Raw genomic sequence first — 17,582 nt, forward strand, 5'->3', positions numbered from 1 at the left:
CGAAGGTACCGAGAACGGTTTCACAGTCCGATTGGACTGTCAATGGGAGGTCAGCGGCCCGAGCGGGTCACCGGCACATCCTCGGCGAAATCGACCACGAGTTCCCGGCGGGAGAACAACCACGTGCCCCCGGAGTACTCGAAGGTGTCCTGATAGCGCAGCGCGATCCGGTTGTCCCGGTGACCCTCACCGCGTGCGTAGATATGGTGCGCCGTGCAGTAGGTCTCGCCGTGGGCGCGGCCGGCGGTATCGGTCTCGACCACCTGCTGTCCGATGACGTGCCGGGTCGCCACCAGGTGCGATACCGCCCCCACCACCGACCGGGCCACTGTCTCCCGGCCGCGTAGTTCGGCCGGTGCGTCCGTTCTGTTCAGTTCGGGCGGCAGCACGACCACCACCTCGGAGGTGCACAGGGCGGCGACTGCCGCGGTGTCCCGGCGGTCGACGGCTTGGGCATAACGCGCCGCGAGCGCGCTCAGGGCAAGACGGTCGGCAGGCTCCATCGTTGTATCTCAGCCCTGATCGACACGGATCCCAAGGGGGCCTCTCGCTGGGTGAGACCTCGGTGGCCGCACCGCCTGCGAGTACCGCACGCTGCCCTCGGAACAGGAGGCATACATATGGGTACGTTGACCGGCCGGGCCGCACTCGTCACCGGCGCCGGGGTGGGCATCGGGCGCGGTATCGCGGGTGCGCTGGCCCGGGAGGGCGCGGATGTGCTGGTCGCCGAGATCGACGTGGCCGCCGGTGCGGATACCGCGAAATGGTTGACCGAGACATGGGGTGTGCGGGCGCGGTTCGTGCACACCGATGTCACCGAGCAACGCCAGGTCGAGGCAATGGTGGACGCCGCGGTGTCCGAATACGGCCGGTTGGACATTCTGGTCAACAATGCGTGGCGTGGAACGGGCTACGCCCGCCTGGAGAAGACGGCGCCCGAGGTGATGTCCGCCGGTTTCGATATGGCGGTGATGGCCGCGTTCTGGGCCATGCAGCGGGCTTATCCGGCACTGGCGGAACACGGAACCGGGCGGGTCGTGAACCTGGCCAGCCTCAACGGTGTCAACGCGCATATGTACTCGGTCGCCTACAACGCGGCCAAGGAGGCGTTGCGGGCCCTGACCCGTACGGCGGCGCGCGAATGGGCGCCGAAACAGGTGTGCTGCAATGTGATCTGCCCCGGCGCGCGCAGCGCAGCCTACCAGCGGATGGCCGATGCCAATCCGGAGATGGCGGCCTCGATCGATGCGGCGAACCCGATGGGTCGCGTCGGGGACCCCCTCGACGATATCGGTCCGGTCGTGGCCTTCCTCGCCGGCGACGGTGCGCGCTACCTCACCGGTAACACCCTGTTCGTCGACGGCGGCGCGCATATCAACGGCGTGCAATGGGCGCCGGCGGTCGACTGAACGCCGGTCGGAGGGGCCGCGCCGCATGTGCCGGACGCAGCGGCCACGAGCGTGACCGGCAGTACAACCGGCACGGGAGCCCAATCGGTGATCGCTGAGGTGTTCGGGTGCTCGAAGGCGAATCCGTCGAGCCGGCCGGGCCGGTCCGGTGCGGCGCGCTTTCCACTGGCTGAGACCCGTGACGGCGGGCGGGTGACCGACTTGGATAGCGTCGGATCGGCACATGCGGCGTTGCCGGAAACGTGTGGCACGGGATCAGGAGTTGAGTTGGAACACGCGACCATTGCGGGAATGCTGCTCGACCGTCTCGGCGATTCGCATCTGGGAGTGCGGACCCGGGAACGGGATTGGACGTGGGACGAAACGGTGCGCGAAAGCGCCGCCCGCGGGGCGCTGGCCACGGCGTTGCGGGTCGACGGACCGTTCCATATCGGGGTGCTGCTCGAGAACACCCCCGAATATCTGTTCTGGCTGGGCGGCGCCGCCTTGAGCGGTGCGGTGATCGTCGGTATCAACCCCACCCGGCGCGGCGCCGAACTCGAGGCCGAGATCCGCTACGTCGACTGCCAGCTGATCGTGACCGATACCGCCGGGATGGCACAGCTGCGTGAGCTGGACCTCGGCCTCGACGAGGACCGTTTCGTCCTCGTCGACGCACCGTCCTACCCCGGCCGGGTCCGCGAGCACTGGGTGGACGAGCCCGTCGCCGCGCCGGCGGTGGACGAAACGACCCTGTTCCTGCTGCTGTTCACCTCCGGCACCACCGGTACCTCGAAAGCAGTGCGCTGCAGCCAGGGCCGGTTGTCCCGGCTCGCGTACGCGAACAACGAGAAATACGGGCACGTCCGCGAGGACGTCGACTACTGCTGTATGCCGTTGTTCCACGGAAACGCGCTGATGGCGCTGTGGGCGCCGGCGCTGTCCAACGGTGCCACCGTCTGCCTGACCCCGAAGTTCTCCGCCTCCGGTTTCTTGCCCGATGTTCGATTCTTCGGCGCCACCTTCTTCACCTATGTCGGCAAGGCCCTGAGCTATCTGATGGCCACCCCCGAACAGAACGACGATATCGACAACACCCTGGTCCGGGGGTTCGGCACCGAGGCATCACCCGAGGACAAGGCCGAGTTCGCCCGCCGTTTCGGAGCCGAACTGTTCGAGGGGTACGGATCATCGGAGGGCGCGGGATCGGTGAAGGCCGACCCGGACGCCCCCGAAGGGGCCATGGGCCGGCCCGCGCACGCCGATATCGCCGTCGTGAACCCCGACACCCGCGACGTTTGCGCCCGCGCGAAGCTCGACCCGTTCGGCCGGGTGCTGAACCCGGACGAGGCGATCGGCGAGATGGTCGACAAGGGTGGCGCGAAACGTTTCGAGGGCTACTACAAGAACGAGGCCGCGGTGGCCGAGCGGATCCGGCACGGCTGGTACTGGACCGGCGACCTCGGCTATATCGACGAGGCCGGGTTCATCTACTTCGCCGGCCGCAAAGGTGACTGGATCCGCGTCGACGGCGAGAACACCTCCGCGCTGACGATCGAACGGATCCTGCGGCGGCACCCGAAGATCATCGCGACCGGTGTGTACGCGGTGCCCGACCCGCGTTCCGGGGATCAGGTGATGGCCGCGATCGAGGTCGCGCAGGTATCGGATTTCGACCCCGCCGAATTCGCGGATTTCCTCGGCGGCCAGGACGATCTGGGGACCAAGGCGGCGCCGCGATTCGTGCGGGTATCGGCGAACCTGCCGGTGACCGGGTCGAACAAGGTGCTCAAACGCGAACTGCAGGCGCAGTTGTGGCGGGTCGGCGACCCCATATACCACCGGGTGGGTCGTGGTGCGCTGACCTACGAACTGCTGACCGAAACCGGTAAACAGGAACTCGAACAGGAATTCCACACCTACGGCCGCGCGCGGTTCCTCCCGGACCCGGAGACCTCGCGTACCTGATGGCCGGTCGATTGTGCCGGTGGAGCGAAGGAGACAGGGAATGAAGCTCGGTGTCGTGATCCCGGTCGAACTGGGCACGAGCGGGGAACCGGAGGAGATCCTGCGGTTCGCCCGGGCCGCGGAATCGCTCGGATTCGACGAGATCTCCGCCGTGGAACATTCGGTGGTCATCGCCGATACCGAGAGCGAATACCCCTACTCGCCGACCGGCAAATCTCATCTGCCCGACGATTGCGATATCCCGGACCCCTTGGAGCTGCTGTCGTTCGTCGCCGGCGCCACCCCCACGCTCGGCCTGTCGACCGGCGTCCTGGTGCTGCCGAACCACAATCCGGTGGTGCTGGCCAAACGCCTGGCCACCCTCGACCGGCTCTCCGGTGGACGCCTGCGCATATGCCTCGGTGTCGGCTGGATGCGGGAGGAGATCGAGGCGTGCGGCGGCCGGTTCGACCGCCGCGGCAGGATCGCCGACGAATCCATCGCGGTCATGCGGGCGTTGTGGGCCGGTCGCGACGGCGTGGATTTCAGCGGTGAGTACTTCTCGTTCACCGGTGCCTACAGCCGGCCCCAACCTGTCCGGGACACCGGGGTGCCGTTGTATATCGGCGGCCACAGCCTGGCGGCCGCTCGCCGGGCCGGTCGGTTGGGCGACGGATTCCAGCCACTCGGGCTGGCCGGAGACGACCTCGATACGGCGATCGGCGCCATGCGCGAAGCGGCCGCGGCCGCCGAGCGGGATCCCGCGGATATCTCCCTGGTCCTCGGCGCCACCCTGCCGCGCCTGGACGAGTCCAAGCTGGACCGGTCCCGCGCACTGGGCGCCGACCGCCTCGTACTGTCGGCGTCCCGCCACGCCACCTCCATGGATCTCGTGATCGACGAAATGGCGGAGTGCGCGAAACGTGTGGGCCGCTGATCGTCCCGGCTACGGGCGGACGACGATCTTTCCCACATGCCGGCGGGTGCCGAATTCCTGTTGTGCCCGGTGGATATCGGCCAGGTCGTAAGCGGCCGCGATCGGCGGTCGTATGGTGCCGTGGCGGGCCTCGGCCACAAGTAGATCGAAGTGGTGCGGGGTGTGCATCGAGGAACCGATGATCGCGATGTTGTGCAGATAGAGCCGGCGCAGGTCGAGCGGAACGGTGTGGCCGCCGATCGCTCCGGCGATCACCCACCGGGCGCCGTCGCGCAGATGCGGTAGCACCTCGGCAAGAACCGGGGCACCGACCACGTCGAGGACGGCGTCGAGCCCGCCGCGGGCATGCTCATGCACCGCGTCGCCGATCGGCCGGTGACGGTCGACGGTCACCGCGGCGCCCGCGGCGGCAACCCGGTCGCTCTTCGCCTCGGTGGTCAGGGCGATGACATGCGCACCGCGTGCCCGGGCGAGCTGAACCAGGGCGATACCGACTCCACCCGAAGCCCCGGTGATCAGCACTGTCTCACCGGGTCCGATGCCGCCGCGCTCCAGCATCCCCATCGCGGTGCCATAGGCGACCGGCAGGCAGGCGAGTTCCTCGTCCGACAGGGGCGAATCGGAGACGTCGTGCACCCGGCTGCTCTCGACGAGAACCCGTTCGGCGAAGCCGCCGTCGGCTTCGCTGCCCAGCAACCCGACCGGGTGGTTGCGGGCATCGTAGAAGGCGGGGTCCACCAGGACGCGCCGGCCGATCGGGGAGCTGTCCACACCGTCGCCGACGGCCTCGACGACTCCGGCGATATCGCCACCCTGGATACGCGGGAAATCGATCGGGCCACGCCAGCCGGCCCGGGCGTCCGGGTCCTCCGCGGTGCCGTAAGCGCCCTCGCGGGTCCAGATATCGGTGTTGTTCATCGCCGCTGCGGTGACCCGGACCAGCACCTGGCCCGCCCCGGGGGCCGGATCGGGCACATCGCGAACCTCCAGCGCCTCCGGTCCGCCGAAGCGAGTCAGCACTGCCGCTTTCATCTATCAACTCCTCTGCTGTGTTCACACCGCGACCGGTCGTAGCCGTGGCCGGGGACCTCCGCGGAGGCTATCGCAGCTTGATGCTGCCGCCGTCGACCATGATGGTCTGGCCGGTGATGTAGTCGGCGTCCGCGCTGGCGAGGAAAACCGCGACCCGGCCGATATCGGCCTCGGGATCACCGAACCGGTGCAGCGGCGTCTTCGCCAGCAGAACATTACCCGCGTCATCGTCGATATGACGAAAGGGCCTGAGCGCCTTCCTTGGTGAAGGCCCGGACGACCCTGCGGCCGACCTTAGGAAGCGTATGCGATCACCTCCTCGGTCCCGCGGTACAACGCCCCGGGTGCTCCTGGAGTTGGGTGCCCGCCGGACAAAGCCGGCCCGGCTGCCGGTGGTGCTAGTCTCGGGCTGTGCCGGACGTCTATACACTGCTGACTTTCGGGCTGGCCTCCCTGGTCTTGATCGTGATTCCCGGTCCCAGTGTGCTTTTCGTGATCGGGCGGTCGCTGTCACTGGGACGTAGGGGCGGGTTGCTCAGTGTGCTGGGCAACGAGGTCGGCGGTCTCGTACCGATCTGCCTGGTCGCCGGCGGGGTGGGTTCGATCGTGGCCGAATCCATCGCCTTGTTCACGATCGTCAAGATCTTCGGCGCACTGTATTTGGCGTATCTCGGGATTCAGGCCATCCGTCACCGCCGGGACGGTATCGAGACGGCTGTTTCCGCGGGGACCGCGATCTCCCCGTGGCGAGTGTTCGGTGAGGGATTCCTCGTGGGGGCGACGAACCCGAAGACGATCGTCTTCTTCGTCGCCGTCCTGCCCCAGTTCGTCGATTTCCACGCGGGCAATGTCCCGCTGCAGATGGTGGTGCTCGGCGCGGTGTTCACCGCGGTCGCCTTCACCTGCGACAGTGTGTGGGCGGTACTGGCCGGTGCCGCGCGGGGCTGGTTGACCGGGTCGCCCCGGCGGCTGTCCATGGCGGGCGCGTCCGGCGGGGCGCTGATGATCGGTCTCGGCGGAACTCTGCTCTTCGCCGACAACAGGCAGTAGCGCCTTCGGGCCCCGCACGCGAGGGCAGCGCGGTAGTAGCGCCGAAGTAGCGAGGGATCTCCCTAGCCGGAAACCGTCGCGGGTGTGAACCGGCTCGCAGGTATCGGCAGACCGAGATGGTCACGCAGCGTCCTACCGGTGTACCCGGTGCGGAACAGGCCGCGTTCCCGCAGGATCGGTACCACCGTAGCGGTGAAGGTCTCCAGGCCACCCGGATAGTAGGGCGGCATCACATTGAAACCGTCGGCGGCGCCGGAGGTGAACCATTCCTCGATGGTGTCGGCCACCTGTTCCGGTGTTCCGGCGAACACGCGGTGTCCGCGGGCGCCTGCGAGGCGGTGCAGCAGGCCGCGCAGGGTGGGGTTTTCGCGCCGCACGATTCCGGCCACGACTTGGCGCCGGCTCGCCGTATTGTCGGTGACATCGCCGGCATCGGCGAACAGGCCGGCCGGTACCGGTTCGTCGAGCGGCAGGCGGCGCAATGATTCACCGGTCAGCCCTTCCAGCTGGCCGAGACCGTATTCGGGCACCGTGAGCTCGTTGAACTCCCGTTCGAGCTGCTTCGCCTCGGCTTCGGTACTCGCGATGAACGGGCTGAGACCGGGCAGGACCTTCACATGGTCGGGGTCGCGGCCGAATTCGGCTGCCCGGCGTTTGATATCGGTATAGAAGGCCTGGGCGTCGCCGAGCCGCTGATGTGCGGTGAAGATCGCCTCGGCGTAGCGGCCGGCGAAGGCCCGCCCGTCGTTCGAGGCGCCGGCCTGCACCAGCACCGGATAACCCTGCGGAGTGCGGGCCGCGGTGAACGGGCCACGCACCCGCAGATGTTCTCCCGCGAAATGGATGGGATGGATCTTGTCCGGGTCGGCGTAGCGGCCGGCGGTACGGTCCAGCAGGATCGCGTCGTCCTCCCAGCTGTCCCACAGTGCCGTCACCGCGTCGACGAATTCACGGGCCCGTGCGTAGCGTTCGGTGTGGTCGGGATGGTGGTCGAGGCCGAAATTGGCGGCGGCCAGATCGGTTCCGGTGGTGACGATATTCCAGCCTGCCCGGCCGCCGGAGATATGGTCCAGCGAGGAGAACAACCGGGCCAGGTTGTAGGGCTCGTAATAGGTGGTGGACGCCGTCGCGATCAGCCCGATCCGGCTGGTGGCCGCGGCGATCGCGGTGAGCAGGGTGATCGGCTCCAGGCCGGGCGCGGCGTTGTGGGCCACGCTGGTTCGAAGGGCGGGTCCGTCGGCGAAGAAGACCGCATCGAAGGCCGCGGCTTCGGCGGTACGCGCGATCTCCTGGTAGTAGCGCACGTCGTAGATCCGGTCCGGGCGGCTGAGCGGATGCCGCCAGGCCGCCTCGTGATGGCCCGCGGGATAGATGAACGCGTTGAGCGCGAGCTGACGCCGCCCGGCAGGAGAAGGTTGAGGCATAGCCGCATTAGAGCAACGCCACCACCGGTCCGTGAATGGTAATTCGCGCGCTGATCCGAACTCCCGGCATGGCTTCGGTGGTGCGGGTCGACGGTTCCGTCACGCCTCGAGATAGCTGACGATTCCGCCGATCAGGGCGTCGAGGGCGTCGTCGAGGTCGCCGTAGGTGCCAAGGGTACGTTCGGAGGTGATACCGCGCATCGCGGCGGGGATGAGGGCGGCCACCTTGCGTATCTTGGCCGGGTCGAGGTCGAGGTCCGCGAATGCCTTCTGGCAGGCGGTATCCCAGTGCGGTTTCCACGAGGCGAGTTCGGCGGCGGTGAGGGGGAAATCGCGTTCGAGTTCGGTGTGGTCGCGGGGGAGGGCCGCGCGCAGGGTTTCGATGGCCAGGGATTCGCGGCTGCGCAGGCCGCGGGCCATGGCGGTGATCATGGCGGCGACCCGCTCGTGCAGGGTACCGTCCGGTTTGATGCCGGCGGGCAGATCTCCTCGCTTATCCGCGGTGCGCCGCAGCACCGCCGCCCAGAGGCCGTCGATATCGCCGAACTGGTATTTGATGACGCCCCAGGTCGCGCCGATATCACGGGCGATGCGGTTACCGGAGACGGCGGCGGGATCACCGGTGGTCAGCGAGACGATCGCGGCCTCGAGCATGCTCTCCCGAGATTGGATTCCACGCCTGTTGGCGCGCCGTTCACCTGCCGCCGTTTCCGTCACGAGCAGCGATTCTACCGGCGCCGACCGATCCCGCAGAGTTTCACACACCCCTCTTGTATTCTTTCGTAGAGGGTTCTATCATCGGTGCGCGTGGCCGGGTCGGCCGATCCGGGCAGCTCAGAAGGCGTGGAGGGTGCAGATGGCGAAACCGCCGCTGTCGATGGAGCCGACGGGCTGGTTCCAGGTGGCCTGGTGCAGTGAGATCACCACCGGTGCGGTGCACAAGATGAAGTACTTCGGCCGCGAGATGGTGGCCTGGCGATCGGCATCCGGGCGGGTCGCGGTATTCGACGCCTACTGTGAACATCTCGGCGCCCACCTCGGATACGGCGGCCGGGTGGAGGGCGAGAACCTGGTGTGCCCCTTCCACGGGTGGGAGTGGAATCGCGAGGGCCGCAACGTCTGCATCCCGTACGAGAGCCATCCGAACAAGGGCCGCCGGATCCGCAGCTATCCCGTGGTGGAACGCAACGAGGCGGTGTGGATCTGGTTCGACGTCGAGGGGCGCCCGCCGTACTTCGAGGTGCCGGATATGTTCACCGCGTTCGGTGACGGCCAGACCGCCGCCGACTATTACCCACCGGTCCCCGCGGCGACCCTGTTCCGGACGGGACTGGAGATGCATCCCCAGTACGTCATGGAGAACGGCGTGGATTTCGCCCATTTCAAGTTCGTGCACAAGACCCCGTTCGTTCCGGAATTCACCCGGCACGATTTCTCCGGTCCCGTCTCCTACGTCGATTTCACCATCGCCTTCGACGAATCGGTGGCCGCGGACCAGGTCAACAGCGGTGTCGAATCGATCAATGCCGGGCTGGGCTGTTCGATCACCAAGAGCTGGGGCATGGTCGACAATCGCACCATGCCGGCGGTGACGCCGGTAGACGAATCCACCTCCGACGTCCGGTTCACGGTGTGGATCGGGCGCAAACCCGGCGACGATGCCCCGGAGATCACCCGGTACGGCAAGACGATGGCCGATTTCGTCATCGAACAGTTCGAGGCCGATATCGAGATCTGGTCCCACCAGCGGTATTCGGATCCGCCCGCGCTGTCCCGCAAGGAGTACCAGGGGTTCACGGCGCTCCGGGAATGGGCGCGACAGTTCTACCCCGACGGCGGGCCGTCCGCCGATCCGCACCGGCGGTACAGCGGCGCCGTCCGGCCCGCGGACCCGGCCGGCTCCTGAACCCGTCCGCTCGCCCGAACCACCTCGCCAGACCGAAAGGCCCCCATGAGCACCGACAAGATCCGGGTATTCCAGGTAGCGACCGGCAATCTCGGCACCGAGATGATCGGCCGGATCCGCAACCACCCCGACCTCGAACTCGTCGGGCTGCACTGCTACACCCCGGAGAAGATCGGCCGCGACGCCGGCGAGATCGTGGGTATCGACCCGGTCGGCGTGATCGCCACCGGGACGGTCGAGGAGATCATCGCCGCCCGGCCCGATGTGCTCACCTTCCACGGCGTCTTCCCGGACGAAGAGCTGTACGAGAAAGTTCTCGAAGCGGGGATCAACGTGGTGACCACCGCGGACTGGATCACCGGTTACCACCGCGACACCAACCATCCGCATCCCTCCGGCCGCAAGGTCAGCGAGGTCATCGCGGCCGCCTGCGAGCGCGGTAACGCGACGTTCTACGGCACCGGGATGAACCCGGGCCTGGCCCAGATCCTCGGGATCGTGCACAGCGCCGATGTCGCCGAGATCGAGAACGTCACCGTCACCGAATCGGTCGACGTCTCCTGCCATCATTCCGTCGACACCTGGAAGGCCGTCGGATACGGCCGCCCGGTCGACGATCCGGCCATTCCGGAATCGCTGCACAAATACACCGCGGTATTCGCCGATTCGGTGTATTTGATGGCCGACGCCTTCGGTCTGGAACTCGACGAGGTGACCTTCGGCTACGAACTCGGCGCCTGCACCGAAGATGTCGATCTCGGCTGGTACTTCCTGCCCAAGGGGTCACTCGGCGCCAACTACATCAAGTACCAGGGCATGGTCGACGGTGTGCCGCGGGTCGAATCACATCTCGAATGGCTGATGACCCCGCATACCGACCCGGCCTGGAAGATCAAGGGTTGCTACATCACCCAGATCACCGGCGACCCCAGTATCTACAGCAAACATATGGTGTTTCCCCGCAAGGGTGTCGACCTGTCCGACCCCGCCAGTTTCGCCTCCATCGGGATGACCGTCACCGGTATGCCCGCACTGCACTCGCTGCGGTCCGTGGTGGCGGCCCGGCCGGGCATCATCACCAGCGCGGACCTGCCCCTGCGTAGTTTCGCCGGGCGGTTCAAGCTCTGAACCGGGCCGGGGACGCGCTGTCCACCGGCGAACCGCGGTGCTCGGCCGGTGTTCCTGCCGGACGCCTCCCTTCGGTACCCCGACACTGCCGGGGACGGCGAGGTCCGGCGGTGCCGAAGACGGCTCCGCCAAGTGATTCTCGCTCAGCGGGAGTGGCGATGGTCTCTTTTGCGGCGGCGACTTATCGTCGACATCGAATCGACCGGAACGCACCGGCCTCACGAAGCGGTCCATGCCGCCCGGAGCCGGTGCCCGTACCGGTCGGGACATACGGTTGCCGACCGCTACGCGGCGGCCGGTCCGCGCTGTTCCGTCCGCCCCGGCATTCGGCCGAACGGGAACAACCGGCCGGCCGTCGCGAACCTCCGCATACGACGCGCATATCCGCGCGCCACGCGGCCTGGCGGAGGATGAAGAAGGGAACATCATGACCGCAACCCAATCCTTATAACCGAGTAGTTGCGGTGCATTGCCCACCGCCCGTAATCCCGGGCGGTGGTATATCGCCACGGCCTGATCATCGGCGTGGCAATCGCCGCATACATTGTGCCGATCGCCGAACAACATCGTCCGGCCGACCGGATTCACTTCGCCCGCACCGTTACGTGAGTTCGGGAAATTCCATGTGCTCATTGTCCGACCGCTCACTGTCCGACCGATCGGCACGACACGCGGCGTAGTGGCCCGTCCATATTCTTCCGGCGACATTCCGGAAAACAATGCCGATGCCGGCATGACCGCTTTCGATCGAGATGAGGGTCAACAGATGAAAGCAAATGTCCCACGCCACCCGTATGCCCGCGGTATGCGCCTGGGCGGAGTAAGTGCGGTATTCGCGGCCGTCGGAATGCTGGCCGCCGGCCACGCCACGGCCGATACCTTCGTACCGCTACCCGACGGCCACCAGGCCGCCCCCGGGGCGACGATCTCCCGGACGGCCGAACATGCCGTGATATCCCCGTCGATGGCCGCCAACGGTGTGGGACGGGTGGTGTGGGTATCGGGCACCGTCACCGCGGATGTCACCCATACGCCTACGGTCGAACGCCCGGGGCCCTATTCGACGCCGGCGGATATGCCGGGTACCAACAATTCGTCGACCCACGGCGCTTCGCAGGTGAACACCGGCTATATCGTCGGATGCCAGGTCAGCATCGGCGACAGTGCGATCTCCGCGGGACTTTCCGGCAATGTCAGCACCAACGGTGGCGGGTTGAGCGGTTCGGCCGGTATCCAACTCGGCCCGGGTGAGGTGGAATTCGTCCGGGTCGGTTTCAAAGATATTCTGAAGCCCGGTGTCTACAGTGTCGGATACCGGGATTTCGAGATCGAGATCCAGGGGTGTGGCGGTTACGCGCAGGCCCGGGCCTACACGGTCGTGGAAATCATCGGCGATCACTATTCGAAGACCACTCTCTACGGGGCGCCGTTCAGTATCGGATGAGCACGGTCCGATTTCCGACCGCTCGTCTTCTCGACAAGTCACGAACCCGGAGAGGTTTTTCGCAATGATTGATCCCAAGAAATTCGTCCGCGCCGCATTCGTGGCGGCCGCATCGGTGGGGTTGATGGCCACCGGTACCGCCGGCGCCGACACCTTCGTACCGCTGCCCGGGGCGGCGGTCACCGAAACCCTCGCCGACGGCACAGCTGTCACGCTGCGTATCGTCGGGGAATCGGCCACGATCAGCCCGTCCATGGGCGCCACCCCGCTGCACCGCAATGCCTGGGTGTCGGCCAGTGCTCAGGTCGAACTGTCCGCGCCGGCACGTTCGAAGATCAAACCCGGCTACGTGGTCGGCTGCCAGGTCAACATCGCCGGCGGCGGTGCCAACAGCGGCGCGAACTACAGCACGGATTCGACGGGCGAGAACCAGTCGGCCGGCGGCAGTCTCGGTGGAAACCTGAGTCTGGGACCGGGGCAAGCGAAGAAGTTCTACCTGCTGGACCTGGAAGCCCCCGACGCCTTCGGTTCGGAATCGCATCGGCCCTTCTCCTCGATCACCGGTACCAGCGGCAGCGTGAGCTGGAACAACAGCACCATCGGGCTCTCGGGTTGCGCCGGCTACGCGCAGGCCCGGGCATTCACCGAGGTGGAGGTCGAAACCGCCGCCGTCAAGGAGATCGTCACCGTCTGGGGACAGCCGTTCAGCCTCGGCTGAGAACGCCGGAACCCGGTCCTCGCCGTGTAACGGGGCCCGGGTTTCGCGGTGATTGTGCCGGGACTGCGCGAGCGCCTACACCACGGAGGAGGTATGCGCTTGCGGTCCGCGCACCATCCGGCCGATTCCGCCGGGAAGGCCGGCCTCGGCCTGAATCCGGCTGAACTCCGTCAGATAACGCCGCTGCTCGGCCGACATGGGGGCGGAACGCCGAGAGGTCAGGTCGAAATGCAGGTCCAGTTGTTCACCCACCGCAACGCGGCGCCCGGTATCCAGGCTGAACACCTCGTGCAGGACGTGGATACGTTTATCGTCGACGCCCAGCAGCCAGGAGCGGATCTCGAGTTCGTCACCGCGGCGCACCTCGTGCTCGTAACCGAGCGACGACTGGACCACGACCTTTCCGAGCCCGGTGCGGTCGACGTAGTCCTCGCCCATCCCGATCATCGCACTGAACTCCGCCTGCCCGCGATAGACGATGATGCCGTAGTACATGGCATTCATATGGTCGTTGAAGTCGATCCACGACTCCTCCACCCGGCAACGGAAAGATGTGACCGGGCCCTGCGGCACCCGGTCGAGCGGTATCGTCTCCGCCGAGATCATGGGCCTCCTTCGCCTCCGGTCCACCCGGCCCGATACAGCCGGTAACCCGGTGGACAACTCCGGAACGTATCGACCGAGCGGTCGCGTTGTCTTTCCGGTTACCGGTGAGTGGAACTTTTTCGGGCGCTCCGCGACAGCCCTCGCCCCGGCCGGCATCCCGCAAGGACGGTGTTCCGCTCGTAAGGAAGGGATCGCGATAGCGACCGGCGAGTGGAGCATGATGGTGGGCGATGGGTCCGTCACCGCTGGGCGCGGCCGGGCGGACGAAACCGACGGCCGAGGAGGTCCACCGGATATGCGCGGAATCAACCATATCGTCCTGTACGTCTCGGACCTCACGCGCAGCCTCGACTTCTACGAGCAGGTGCTCGGGTTCGAACGGCTGCCCGGTGGGTTTCCCGGGGGCGCGTTCCTGCGGCACCCGGGTTCGGCCAACGACCACGATCTGGGGTTGTTCGAGGCCCGGGGCGCGGCCGTCCCGGCCCCCGGGTCGGTCGGGCTCTATCACGTGGCATGGGAGGTCGGCACGCTGGCCGAGCTCTCGGCGTACCTGCAGCGGCTGGCCGGCGCCGGGGCATCGACCGGTGCGGGTGATCACGGGTCGACCAAGGCGCTCTACGGCCGCGACCCCGACGGTATCGAGTTCGAGGTGTGCTGGCTCGTGCCCGACGAACACGTCGAGGAATCCCTCCGCGGTGCCTCGATGACCGCACCGTTGGACCTCGCGGCCGAGATCGAGCGCTACGGCGCGGATACTCCGGGCGGTCCCCGCACCGACCCGGCGGTCTGGGCCCGGGTCGCGGCGATGCGCTCCGCTCAGCGCTGAGCCGGGCGCTCCCACCACCGCGCTCCACTCCGCGTCCTGCGGCGGATCCATTGAGTGGGAGTCGGCGCCGGTGATCCGGGCGCCGACTCTAGCCTCGGGAACGGTTCTGCCGGGATTCGCCGACCCGGATCGGCGACATACCAGCCCGGCATCGGCTCGGAACGAGGAGTGAAACACGTGGATATGCAGAAGTACGGGCCGTGGGCCGTCATCGCGGGCGGCTCCGAAGGCGTCGGTGCCGAATTCGCGGTCCAGCTCGCCGAGCAGGGGATGAACCTGGTACTGCTGGCCCGTAAACCGGAACCGCTGGAGGCGACTGCCGAGGCCTGTCGTGCGCATGGCGCCGAGGTTCGTACGCTATCGGTCGATCTGTGCGCCGCGGACGCTTTCGACCATATCCGGGAGGCCACCGACGATCTCGTCGTCGGTTTGTTCATCTACAACGCGGGCGCCAACACCTACGGTCACGAATTCGTGACCGGCGACCTCGAACGCTTCCAGGCTGTTATCGATCTGAACATCACCGCACAGCTGAAACTGGTGCGGCATTTCGGTGCACCCATGAAGGAACGACGCCGCGGCGGAATCCTGCTGGTGGGTTCGCTCAGCGGCTATCTGGGATCGGCCCAGATCAGTGTGTACTCGGCGGTCAAATCGTTCGGCCGTATCTTCGCCGAAGGGCTGTGGCTGGAGATGCAGGACCACGACGTCGATGTGCTGGAACTCGTGCTGGGGCTCACCCGCACGCCGGCCATGGACCGGGCGGGTCTCAAAATGAACCGGCCCGGCCTGTTGGTCTCCGAACCCCGCGATGTCGCGGCGCAGGGGCTGGCGAATCTCGCCAACGGACCCGTCGTGGTGGTGAAGCAGTTCGAGGCCGTCGCCGAGAAGAACAGCGGGCACAACCGGGCCGAATTGCTGCTCGAAGCGCGGGCGTCGGCGAAGAAGCTGCTGCCGCCGCCGACCGAATGACAGTGGTATCGAAGCTGTTCGGACGAATCGTGGAACCGGGACGGAAGGAACATACGTGAGACTCGACGGAAGAGTCGCGATAGTCACCGGTGGTGCCGGTGGGATCGGACGCGGCATCGTCCGCGCGTTCGCCGATGAGGGCGCATCGGTCGTATTCGCCGATATCGACGCCGCCGCGGGACGGGCGCTGGAGGGGGAGCTCGACGGCCGGGCAAAGTACGTCGATATCGATATCGCGCAGGAAGGCAGCGCCGAAAAGATCTGTGCGGCAGCAATAGAGGCTTTCGGCGCCCTGCATATTCTCGTCAACAACGCGCACGCCTCGCGGCAGGCGCCGCTGGTCGAAACGACGCAGGAGATGTTCGACCTGTCGTTCGGCACCGGGTTCTACCCGACGGTGCGGTTGATGCAGGCCGCGTACCCGCATCTACGGGCGACCGCGGGGTCGGTGATCAATTTCGCCTCGGGCGCCGGTATCGACGGGCAGGTCACACAGGCCTCCTATGCCGCGGCGAAGGAAGCGATCCGCGCGGTCAGCCGGGTGGCGGCCAACGAATGGGCGGCCGACAACATCACGGTGAACGTCATTTCGCCGCTGGCCCTCACCGAAGGGGTGCACGCGTATCTCGAGGCGAATCCGGGTGTCGAGGACGTCATGCTGAAGCGTGTGCCGCTGCGCCGTTTCGGCGATCCGCAACAGGATATCGGGCGGGTGGCGGTATTCCTGGCCAGCGCGGACGCCGACTACATCACCGGTCAGACGCTCATGGTCGACGGCGGAACGATAAAGCTGCGGTAGCGATGCGCGGCAACCGGATTGCGTTGCGGCGATTCGGTATGACGAGAGGTTGGAATATGAGCGTCGAAGAGACACTCGCCGGACTGGTGACGCGGGTACAACGGCTCGAGGACGAGCTGGCCATCATCCGGAAACTCACCGCGTACGGCCCGCTGGTCGACGCCGGGGAAGCCGATGCCGTGGCCGCGCTGTGGGCCGAGGACGGTGTATACGACGTCGAGCACTGGCGGATGGCCGGGCGTGCCGAGGTGCGGGCGATGGTTCTGTCCGACGCCCACCAGGACATCATCACCGGCGGCAGCGCCCACTTCTTCGGCCCGCCCCATATCGAACGTATCGAGGGCGACGAGGCCGCCGCGATCTGCGAATCGGTTCTGGTGCGGCACGAGGACGGCAAGTTCTACATCTGGCGCGCCGGTGTCCATCGGATCCAGTTGCGCCGCACCGAGGACGGCTGGTGCGTTACCAGCCGGGTGACCCGGCCGTTGAACGGTTCCGCCGAAGCGCGCGATCTGGTGGCCGGACGGACATAGGGACACGTGCCCGGCGGTGGGTTCGGCGACGAATATTGTGTGCGTGCGGCCTTCGTTCCGGTGTCCCGGAGCGCAGGCGGATATATGCGCTGTGCTGACCTATCGCCGGGCCGGCCGGAGCTTTTCGTCCCGTCGAGGACGTGATGGACTGCGCACGTTATGGTCACCGTCGAACACTGGACGTGCGGAGTTGCGCCACCGTGCCTGGCCACAGCACCCGTGCCGGCGACTGCGCCGGTGCACTGAATGTGCTCAACGGCTACTGCCCGCATATGTGCTGGAACGCGATATGGGCGCGCCCTGGATCGTCGCAACGTCCGACTCCCCCGATGCTGCTCCGCGAGGACATCATCGTGTTCCTGCACTGACCTGTGGATTCCGCCGCGACCGGACCGCAGGATTTCTGCCGCGTTCCGGGCTACGCCGAGGATCTGTCCGGCCTTCCCCAGGCCATCGTGGTCCTCGCGGAGGGGGACCCGATCCGCGACTGAGCACCTGACAGAAAAGGCCGGGCACCACGGTCTCTCGCCGGCCGGGCTACGACGGCCGCGAGACCACCGCCCGCGCTGTCACGGAGTATCGCCGGCCGGCCGGCATCGATGCGCAACGATTCGGCGTAGGCGGCGACCCATACCGTTGCGGCATACGATTCCTCGACCTGTCCCGGCGCTCCCCATTCCGGCGCCGGCCGATAGTCGACGCCTATCACCGTCGCACCGGCGGCCGCCGCGGTCTGCCGGGCCCGCGGCTCGGCCGATTTCGGCCATCGGCGGCGTCTCGGCCGGGGGTTGTCGCCGCAGTCCCATGGGTCGCATCAAGCCGTTGTCCGGCTGTCGCTGTTCTGTCGGAGGTGATGCCGCCCGCGTACGCCG

The 17,582-nt window shown here is 66.9% G+C and carries 19 protein-coding genes and 1 pseudogene; 13 read left to right on the forward strand and 7 right to left on the reverse strand.

Features of this window, described 5'->3' with window-relative positions:
• Positions 1–50: 50 nt before the first annotated feature.
• On the reverse strand, positions 51–503 hold the full coding sequence (locus ACFWPH_RS24975; RefSeq protein WP_378754536.1) for a nuclear transport factor 2 family protein: 453 nt from the start codon (positions 501–503) through the stop codon (positions 51–53).
• Between the two features lie 117 nt (positions 504–620).
• On the opposite strand from ACFWPH_RS24975, the gene ACFWPH_RS24980 reads away from it, so the two are divergent.
• From ACFWPH_RS24980 to ACFWPH_RS24990, 3 genes are all read left to right on the forward strand, one after another.
• On the forward strand, positions 621–1,409 hold the full coding sequence (locus ACFWPH_RS24980) for an SDR family NAD(P)-dependent oxidoreductase (RefSeq protein ID WP_378754537.1): 789 nt from the start codon (positions 621–623) through the stop codon (positions 1,407–1,409).
• A 291-nt stretch (positions 1,410–1,700) separates the two neighbouring features.
• Complete coding sequence (locus ACFWPH_RS24985) at positions 1,701–3,356, forward strand: AMP-binding protein (protein ID WP_378754796.1); 1,656 nt, start codon at positions 1,701–1,703, stop codon at positions 3,354–3,356.
• A gap of 40 nt (positions 3,357–3,396) precedes the next feature.
• The gene (locus ACFWPH_RS24990) at positions 3,397–4,272 is read left to right on the forward strand and encodes an LLM class F420-dependent oxidoreductase (RefSeq protein ID WP_378754538.1); all 876 of its coding nucleotides are present in this window, start codon (positions 3,397–3,399) and stop codon (positions 4,270–4,272) included.
• Positions 4,273–4,281: 9 nt separating this feature from the next.
• On the opposite strand, the gene ACFWPH_RS24995 is transcribed toward ACFWPH_RS24990, so the two are convergent.
• Both ACFWPH_RS24995 and ACFWPH_RS25000 read right to left on the reverse strand, forming a co-directional pair.
• Positions 4,282–5,304, reverse strand: a complete 1,023-nt coding sequence (locus tag ACFWPH_RS24995; RefSeq protein WP_378754539.1) for a zinc-binding dehydrogenase — start codon at positions 5,302–5,304, stop codon at positions 4,282–4,284.
• A 67-nt stretch (positions 5,305–5,371) separates the two neighbouring features.
• Entirely contained in the window at positions 5,372–5,818 is a 447-nt protein-coding gene (locus ACFWPH_RS25000; RefSeq protein WP_378754540.1) for an SDR family oxidoreductase, read from the reverse strand.
• Between ACFWPH_RS25000 and ACFWPH_RS25005 the strand changes: the two genes are divergently transcribed.
• The gene (locus ACFWPH_RS25005) at positions 5,716–6,354 is read left to right on the forward strand and encodes a LysE family translocator (RefSeq protein ID WP_378754541.1); all 639 of its coding nucleotides are present in this window, start codon (positions 5,716–5,718) and stop codon (positions 6,352–6,354) included. The two genes, ACFWPH_RS25000 and ACFWPH_RS25005, sit on opposite strands and share 103 nt — an antisense overlap.
• A gap of 62 nt (positions 6,355–6,416) precedes the next feature.
• On the opposite strand, the gene ACFWPH_RS25010 is transcribed toward ACFWPH_RS25005, so the two are convergent.
• Together ACFWPH_RS25010 and ACFWPH_RS25015 are read right to left on the reverse strand one after the other, a co-directional pair.
• On the reverse strand, positions 6,417–7,778 hold the full coding sequence (locus tag ACFWPH_RS25010; protein WP_378754542.1) for an LLM class flavin-dependent oxidoreductase: 1,362 nt from the start codon (positions 7,776–7,778) through the stop codon (positions 6,417–6,419).
• 99 nt (positions 7,779–7,877) lie between these two features.
• Entirely contained in the window at positions 7,878–8,495 is a 618-nt protein-coding gene (locus ACFWPH_RS25015; RefSeq protein WP_378754543.1) for a TetR/AcrR family transcriptional regulator, read from the reverse strand.
• 139 nt (positions 8,496–8,634) lie between these two features.
• On the opposite strand from ACFWPH_RS25015, the gene ACFWPH_RS25020 reads away from it, so the two are divergent.
• The 4 genes from ACFWPH_RS25020 (at position 8,635) to ACFWPH_RS25035 (ending at position 12,974) form a co-directional block, all read left to right on the forward strand.
• Complete coding sequence (locus ACFWPH_RS25020; RefSeq protein WP_378754544.1) at positions 8,635–9,684, forward strand: Rieske 2Fe-2S domain-containing protein; 1,050 nt, start codon at positions 8,635–8,637, stop codon at positions 9,682–9,684.
• A gap of 45 nt (positions 9,685–9,729) precedes the next feature.
• Positions 9,730–10,812 carry a dihydrodipicolinate reductase gene (locus ACFWPH_RS25025; RefSeq protein ID WP_378754545.1) on the forward strand — a complete coding sequence of 361 codons (1,083 nt, stop codon included), beginning with the start codon at positions 9,730–9,732 and terminating at the stop codon, positions 10,810–10,812.
• Positions 10,813–11,578: 766 nt separating this feature from the next.
• A complete protein-coding gene (locus ACFWPH_RS25030) occupies positions 11,579–12,256 on the forward strand; it encodes an MspA family porin (RefSeq protein ID WP_378754546.1) in 678 nt (225 codons plus the stop codon).
• 64 nt (positions 12,257–12,320) lie between these two features.
• Positions 12,321–12,974 (forward strand): MspA family porin, encoded by a 654-nt coding sequence (locus tag ACFWPH_RS25035; RefSeq protein WP_378754547.1) that lies wholly within the window; start codon positions 12,321–12,323, stop codon positions 12,972–12,974.
• Positions 12,975–13,049: 75 nt separating this feature from the next.
• Here the strand turns inward: ACFWPH_RS25035 and ACFWPH_RS25040 are convergent, their stop codons facing one another.
• Positions 13,050–13,580 (reverse strand): thioesterase family protein, encoded by a 531-nt coding sequence (locus ACFWPH_RS25040; RefSeq protein ID WP_378754548.1) that lies wholly within the window; start codon positions 13,578–13,580, stop codon positions 13,050–13,052.
• 295 nt (positions 13,581–13,875) lie between these two features.
• On the opposite strand from ACFWPH_RS25040, the gene ACFWPH_RS25045 reads away from it, so the two are divergent.
• The 5 genes from ACFWPH_RS25045 to ACFWPH_RS25065 all read left to right on the forward strand — a co-directional run bounded on the left by ACFWPH_RS25045 (position 13,876) and on the right by ACFWPH_RS25065 (position 17,078).
• Positions 13,876–14,406, forward strand: a complete 531-nt coding sequence (locus ACFWPH_RS25045) for a VOC family protein (RefSeq protein WP_378754549.1) — start codon at positions 13,876–13,878, stop codon at positions 14,404–14,406.
• 183 nt (positions 14,407–14,589) lie between these two features.
• Complete coding sequence (locus tag ACFWPH_RS25050) at positions 14,590–15,378, forward strand: SDR family NAD(P)-dependent oxidoreductase (protein ID WP_378754797.1); 789 nt, start codon at positions 14,590–14,592, stop codon at positions 15,376–15,378.
• A gap of 55 nt (positions 15,379–15,433) precedes the next feature.
• Positions 15,434–16,177, forward strand: coding sequence for an SDR family NAD(P)-dependent oxidoreductase (locus ACFWPH_RS25055; protein ID WP_378754550.1), 744 nt, complete (start codon positions 15,434–15,436; stop codon positions 16,175–16,177).
• A gap of 56 nt (positions 16,178–16,233) precedes the next feature.
• Positions 16,234–16,710: a nuclear transport factor 2 family protein gene (locus ACFWPH_RS25060; RefSeq protein ID WP_378754551.1), complete on the forward strand. Its 477-nt coding sequence runs from the start codon at positions 16,234–16,236 to the stop codon at positions 16,708–16,710.
• Positions 16,711–16,910: 200 nt separating this feature from the next.
• Positions 16,911–17,078 carry a hypothetical protein gene (locus ACFWPH_RS25065; protein WP_378754552.1) on the forward strand — a complete coding sequence of 56 codons (168 nt, stop codon included), beginning with the start codon at positions 16,911–16,913 and terminating at the stop codon, positions 17,076–17,078.
• A gap of 203 nt (positions 17,079–17,281) precedes the next feature.
• Here ACFWPH_RS25065 and ACFWPH_RS25070 read toward each other — a convergent pair.
• Positions 17,282–17,419 (reverse strand): annotated as a pseudogene (locus ACFWPH_RS25070) (alpha/beta hydrolase fold domain-containing protein); the annotation flags it as partial.
• Positions 17,420–17,582: the final 163 nt, after the last annotated feature.

The sequence above is a fragment of the Nocardia sp. NPDC058499 genome (assembly GCF_042719915.1).
Taxonomy (GTDB): domain Bacteria; phylum Actinomycetota; class Actinomycetes; order Mycobacteriales; family Mycobacteriaceae; genus Nocardia.

Excerpts from the sequence above, each read along its gene's own strand:
- ACFWPH_RS24975 (WP_378754536.1), bottom strand. The coding sequence starts at position 503 with ATGGAGCCTGCCGACCGTCTTGCCCTGAGCGCGCTCGCGGCGCGTTAT.
- ACFWPH_RS24980 (WP_378754537.1), top strand. The coding sequence starts at position 621 with ATGGGTACGTTGACCGGCCGGGCCGCACTCGTCACCGGCGCCGGGGTG.
- ACFWPH_RS24985 (WP_378754796.1), top strand. The coding sequence starts at position 1,701 with ATGCTGCTCGACCGTCTCGGCGATTCGCATCTGGGAGTGCGGACCCGG.
- ACFWPH_RS24990 (WP_378754538.1), top strand. The coding sequence starts at position 3,397 with ATGAAGCTCGGTGTCGTGATCCCGGTCGAACTGGGCACGAGCGGGGAA.
- ACFWPH_RS24995 (WP_378754539.1), bottom strand. The coding sequence starts at position 5,304 with ATGAAAGCGGCAGTGCTGACTCGCTTCGGCGGACCGGAGGCGCTGGAG.
- ACFWPH_RS25010 (WP_378754542.1), bottom strand. The coding sequence starts at position 7,778 with ATGCCTCAACCTTCTCCTGCCGGGCGGCGTCAGCTCGCGCTCAACGCG.
- ACFWPH_RS25020 (WP_378754544.1), top strand. The coding sequence starts at position 8,635 with ATGGCGAAACCGCCGCTGTCGATGGAGCCGACGGGCTGGTTCCAGGTG.
- ACFWPH_RS25025 (WP_378754545.1), top strand. The coding sequence starts at position 9,730 with ATGAGCACCGACAAGATCCGGGTATTCCAGGTAGCGACCGGCAATCTC.
- ACFWPH_RS25030 (WP_378754546.1), top strand. The coding sequence starts at position 11,579 with ATGAAAGCAAATGTCCCACGCCACCCGTATGCCCGCGGTATGCGCCTG.
- ACFWPH_RS25035 (WP_378754547.1), top strand. The coding sequence starts at position 12,321 with ATGATTGATCCCAAGAAATTCGTCCGCGCCGCATTCGTGGCGGCCGCA.
- ACFWPH_RS25040 (WP_378754548.1), bottom strand. The coding sequence starts at position 13,580 with ATGATCTCGGCGGAGACGATACCGCTCGACCGGGTGCCGCAGGGCCCG.
- ACFWPH_RS25045 (WP_378754549.1), top strand. The coding sequence starts at position 13,876 with ATGCGCGGAATCAACCATATCGTCCTGTACGTCTCGGACCTCACGCGC.
- ACFWPH_RS25050 (WP_378754797.1), top strand. The coding sequence starts at position 14,590 with ATGCAGAAGTACGGGCCGTGGGCCGTCATCGCGGGCGGCTCCGAAGGC.
- ACFWPH_RS25060 (WP_378754551.1), top strand. The coding sequence starts at position 16,234 with ATGAGCGTCGAAGAGACACTCGCCGGACTGGTGACGCGGGTACAACGG.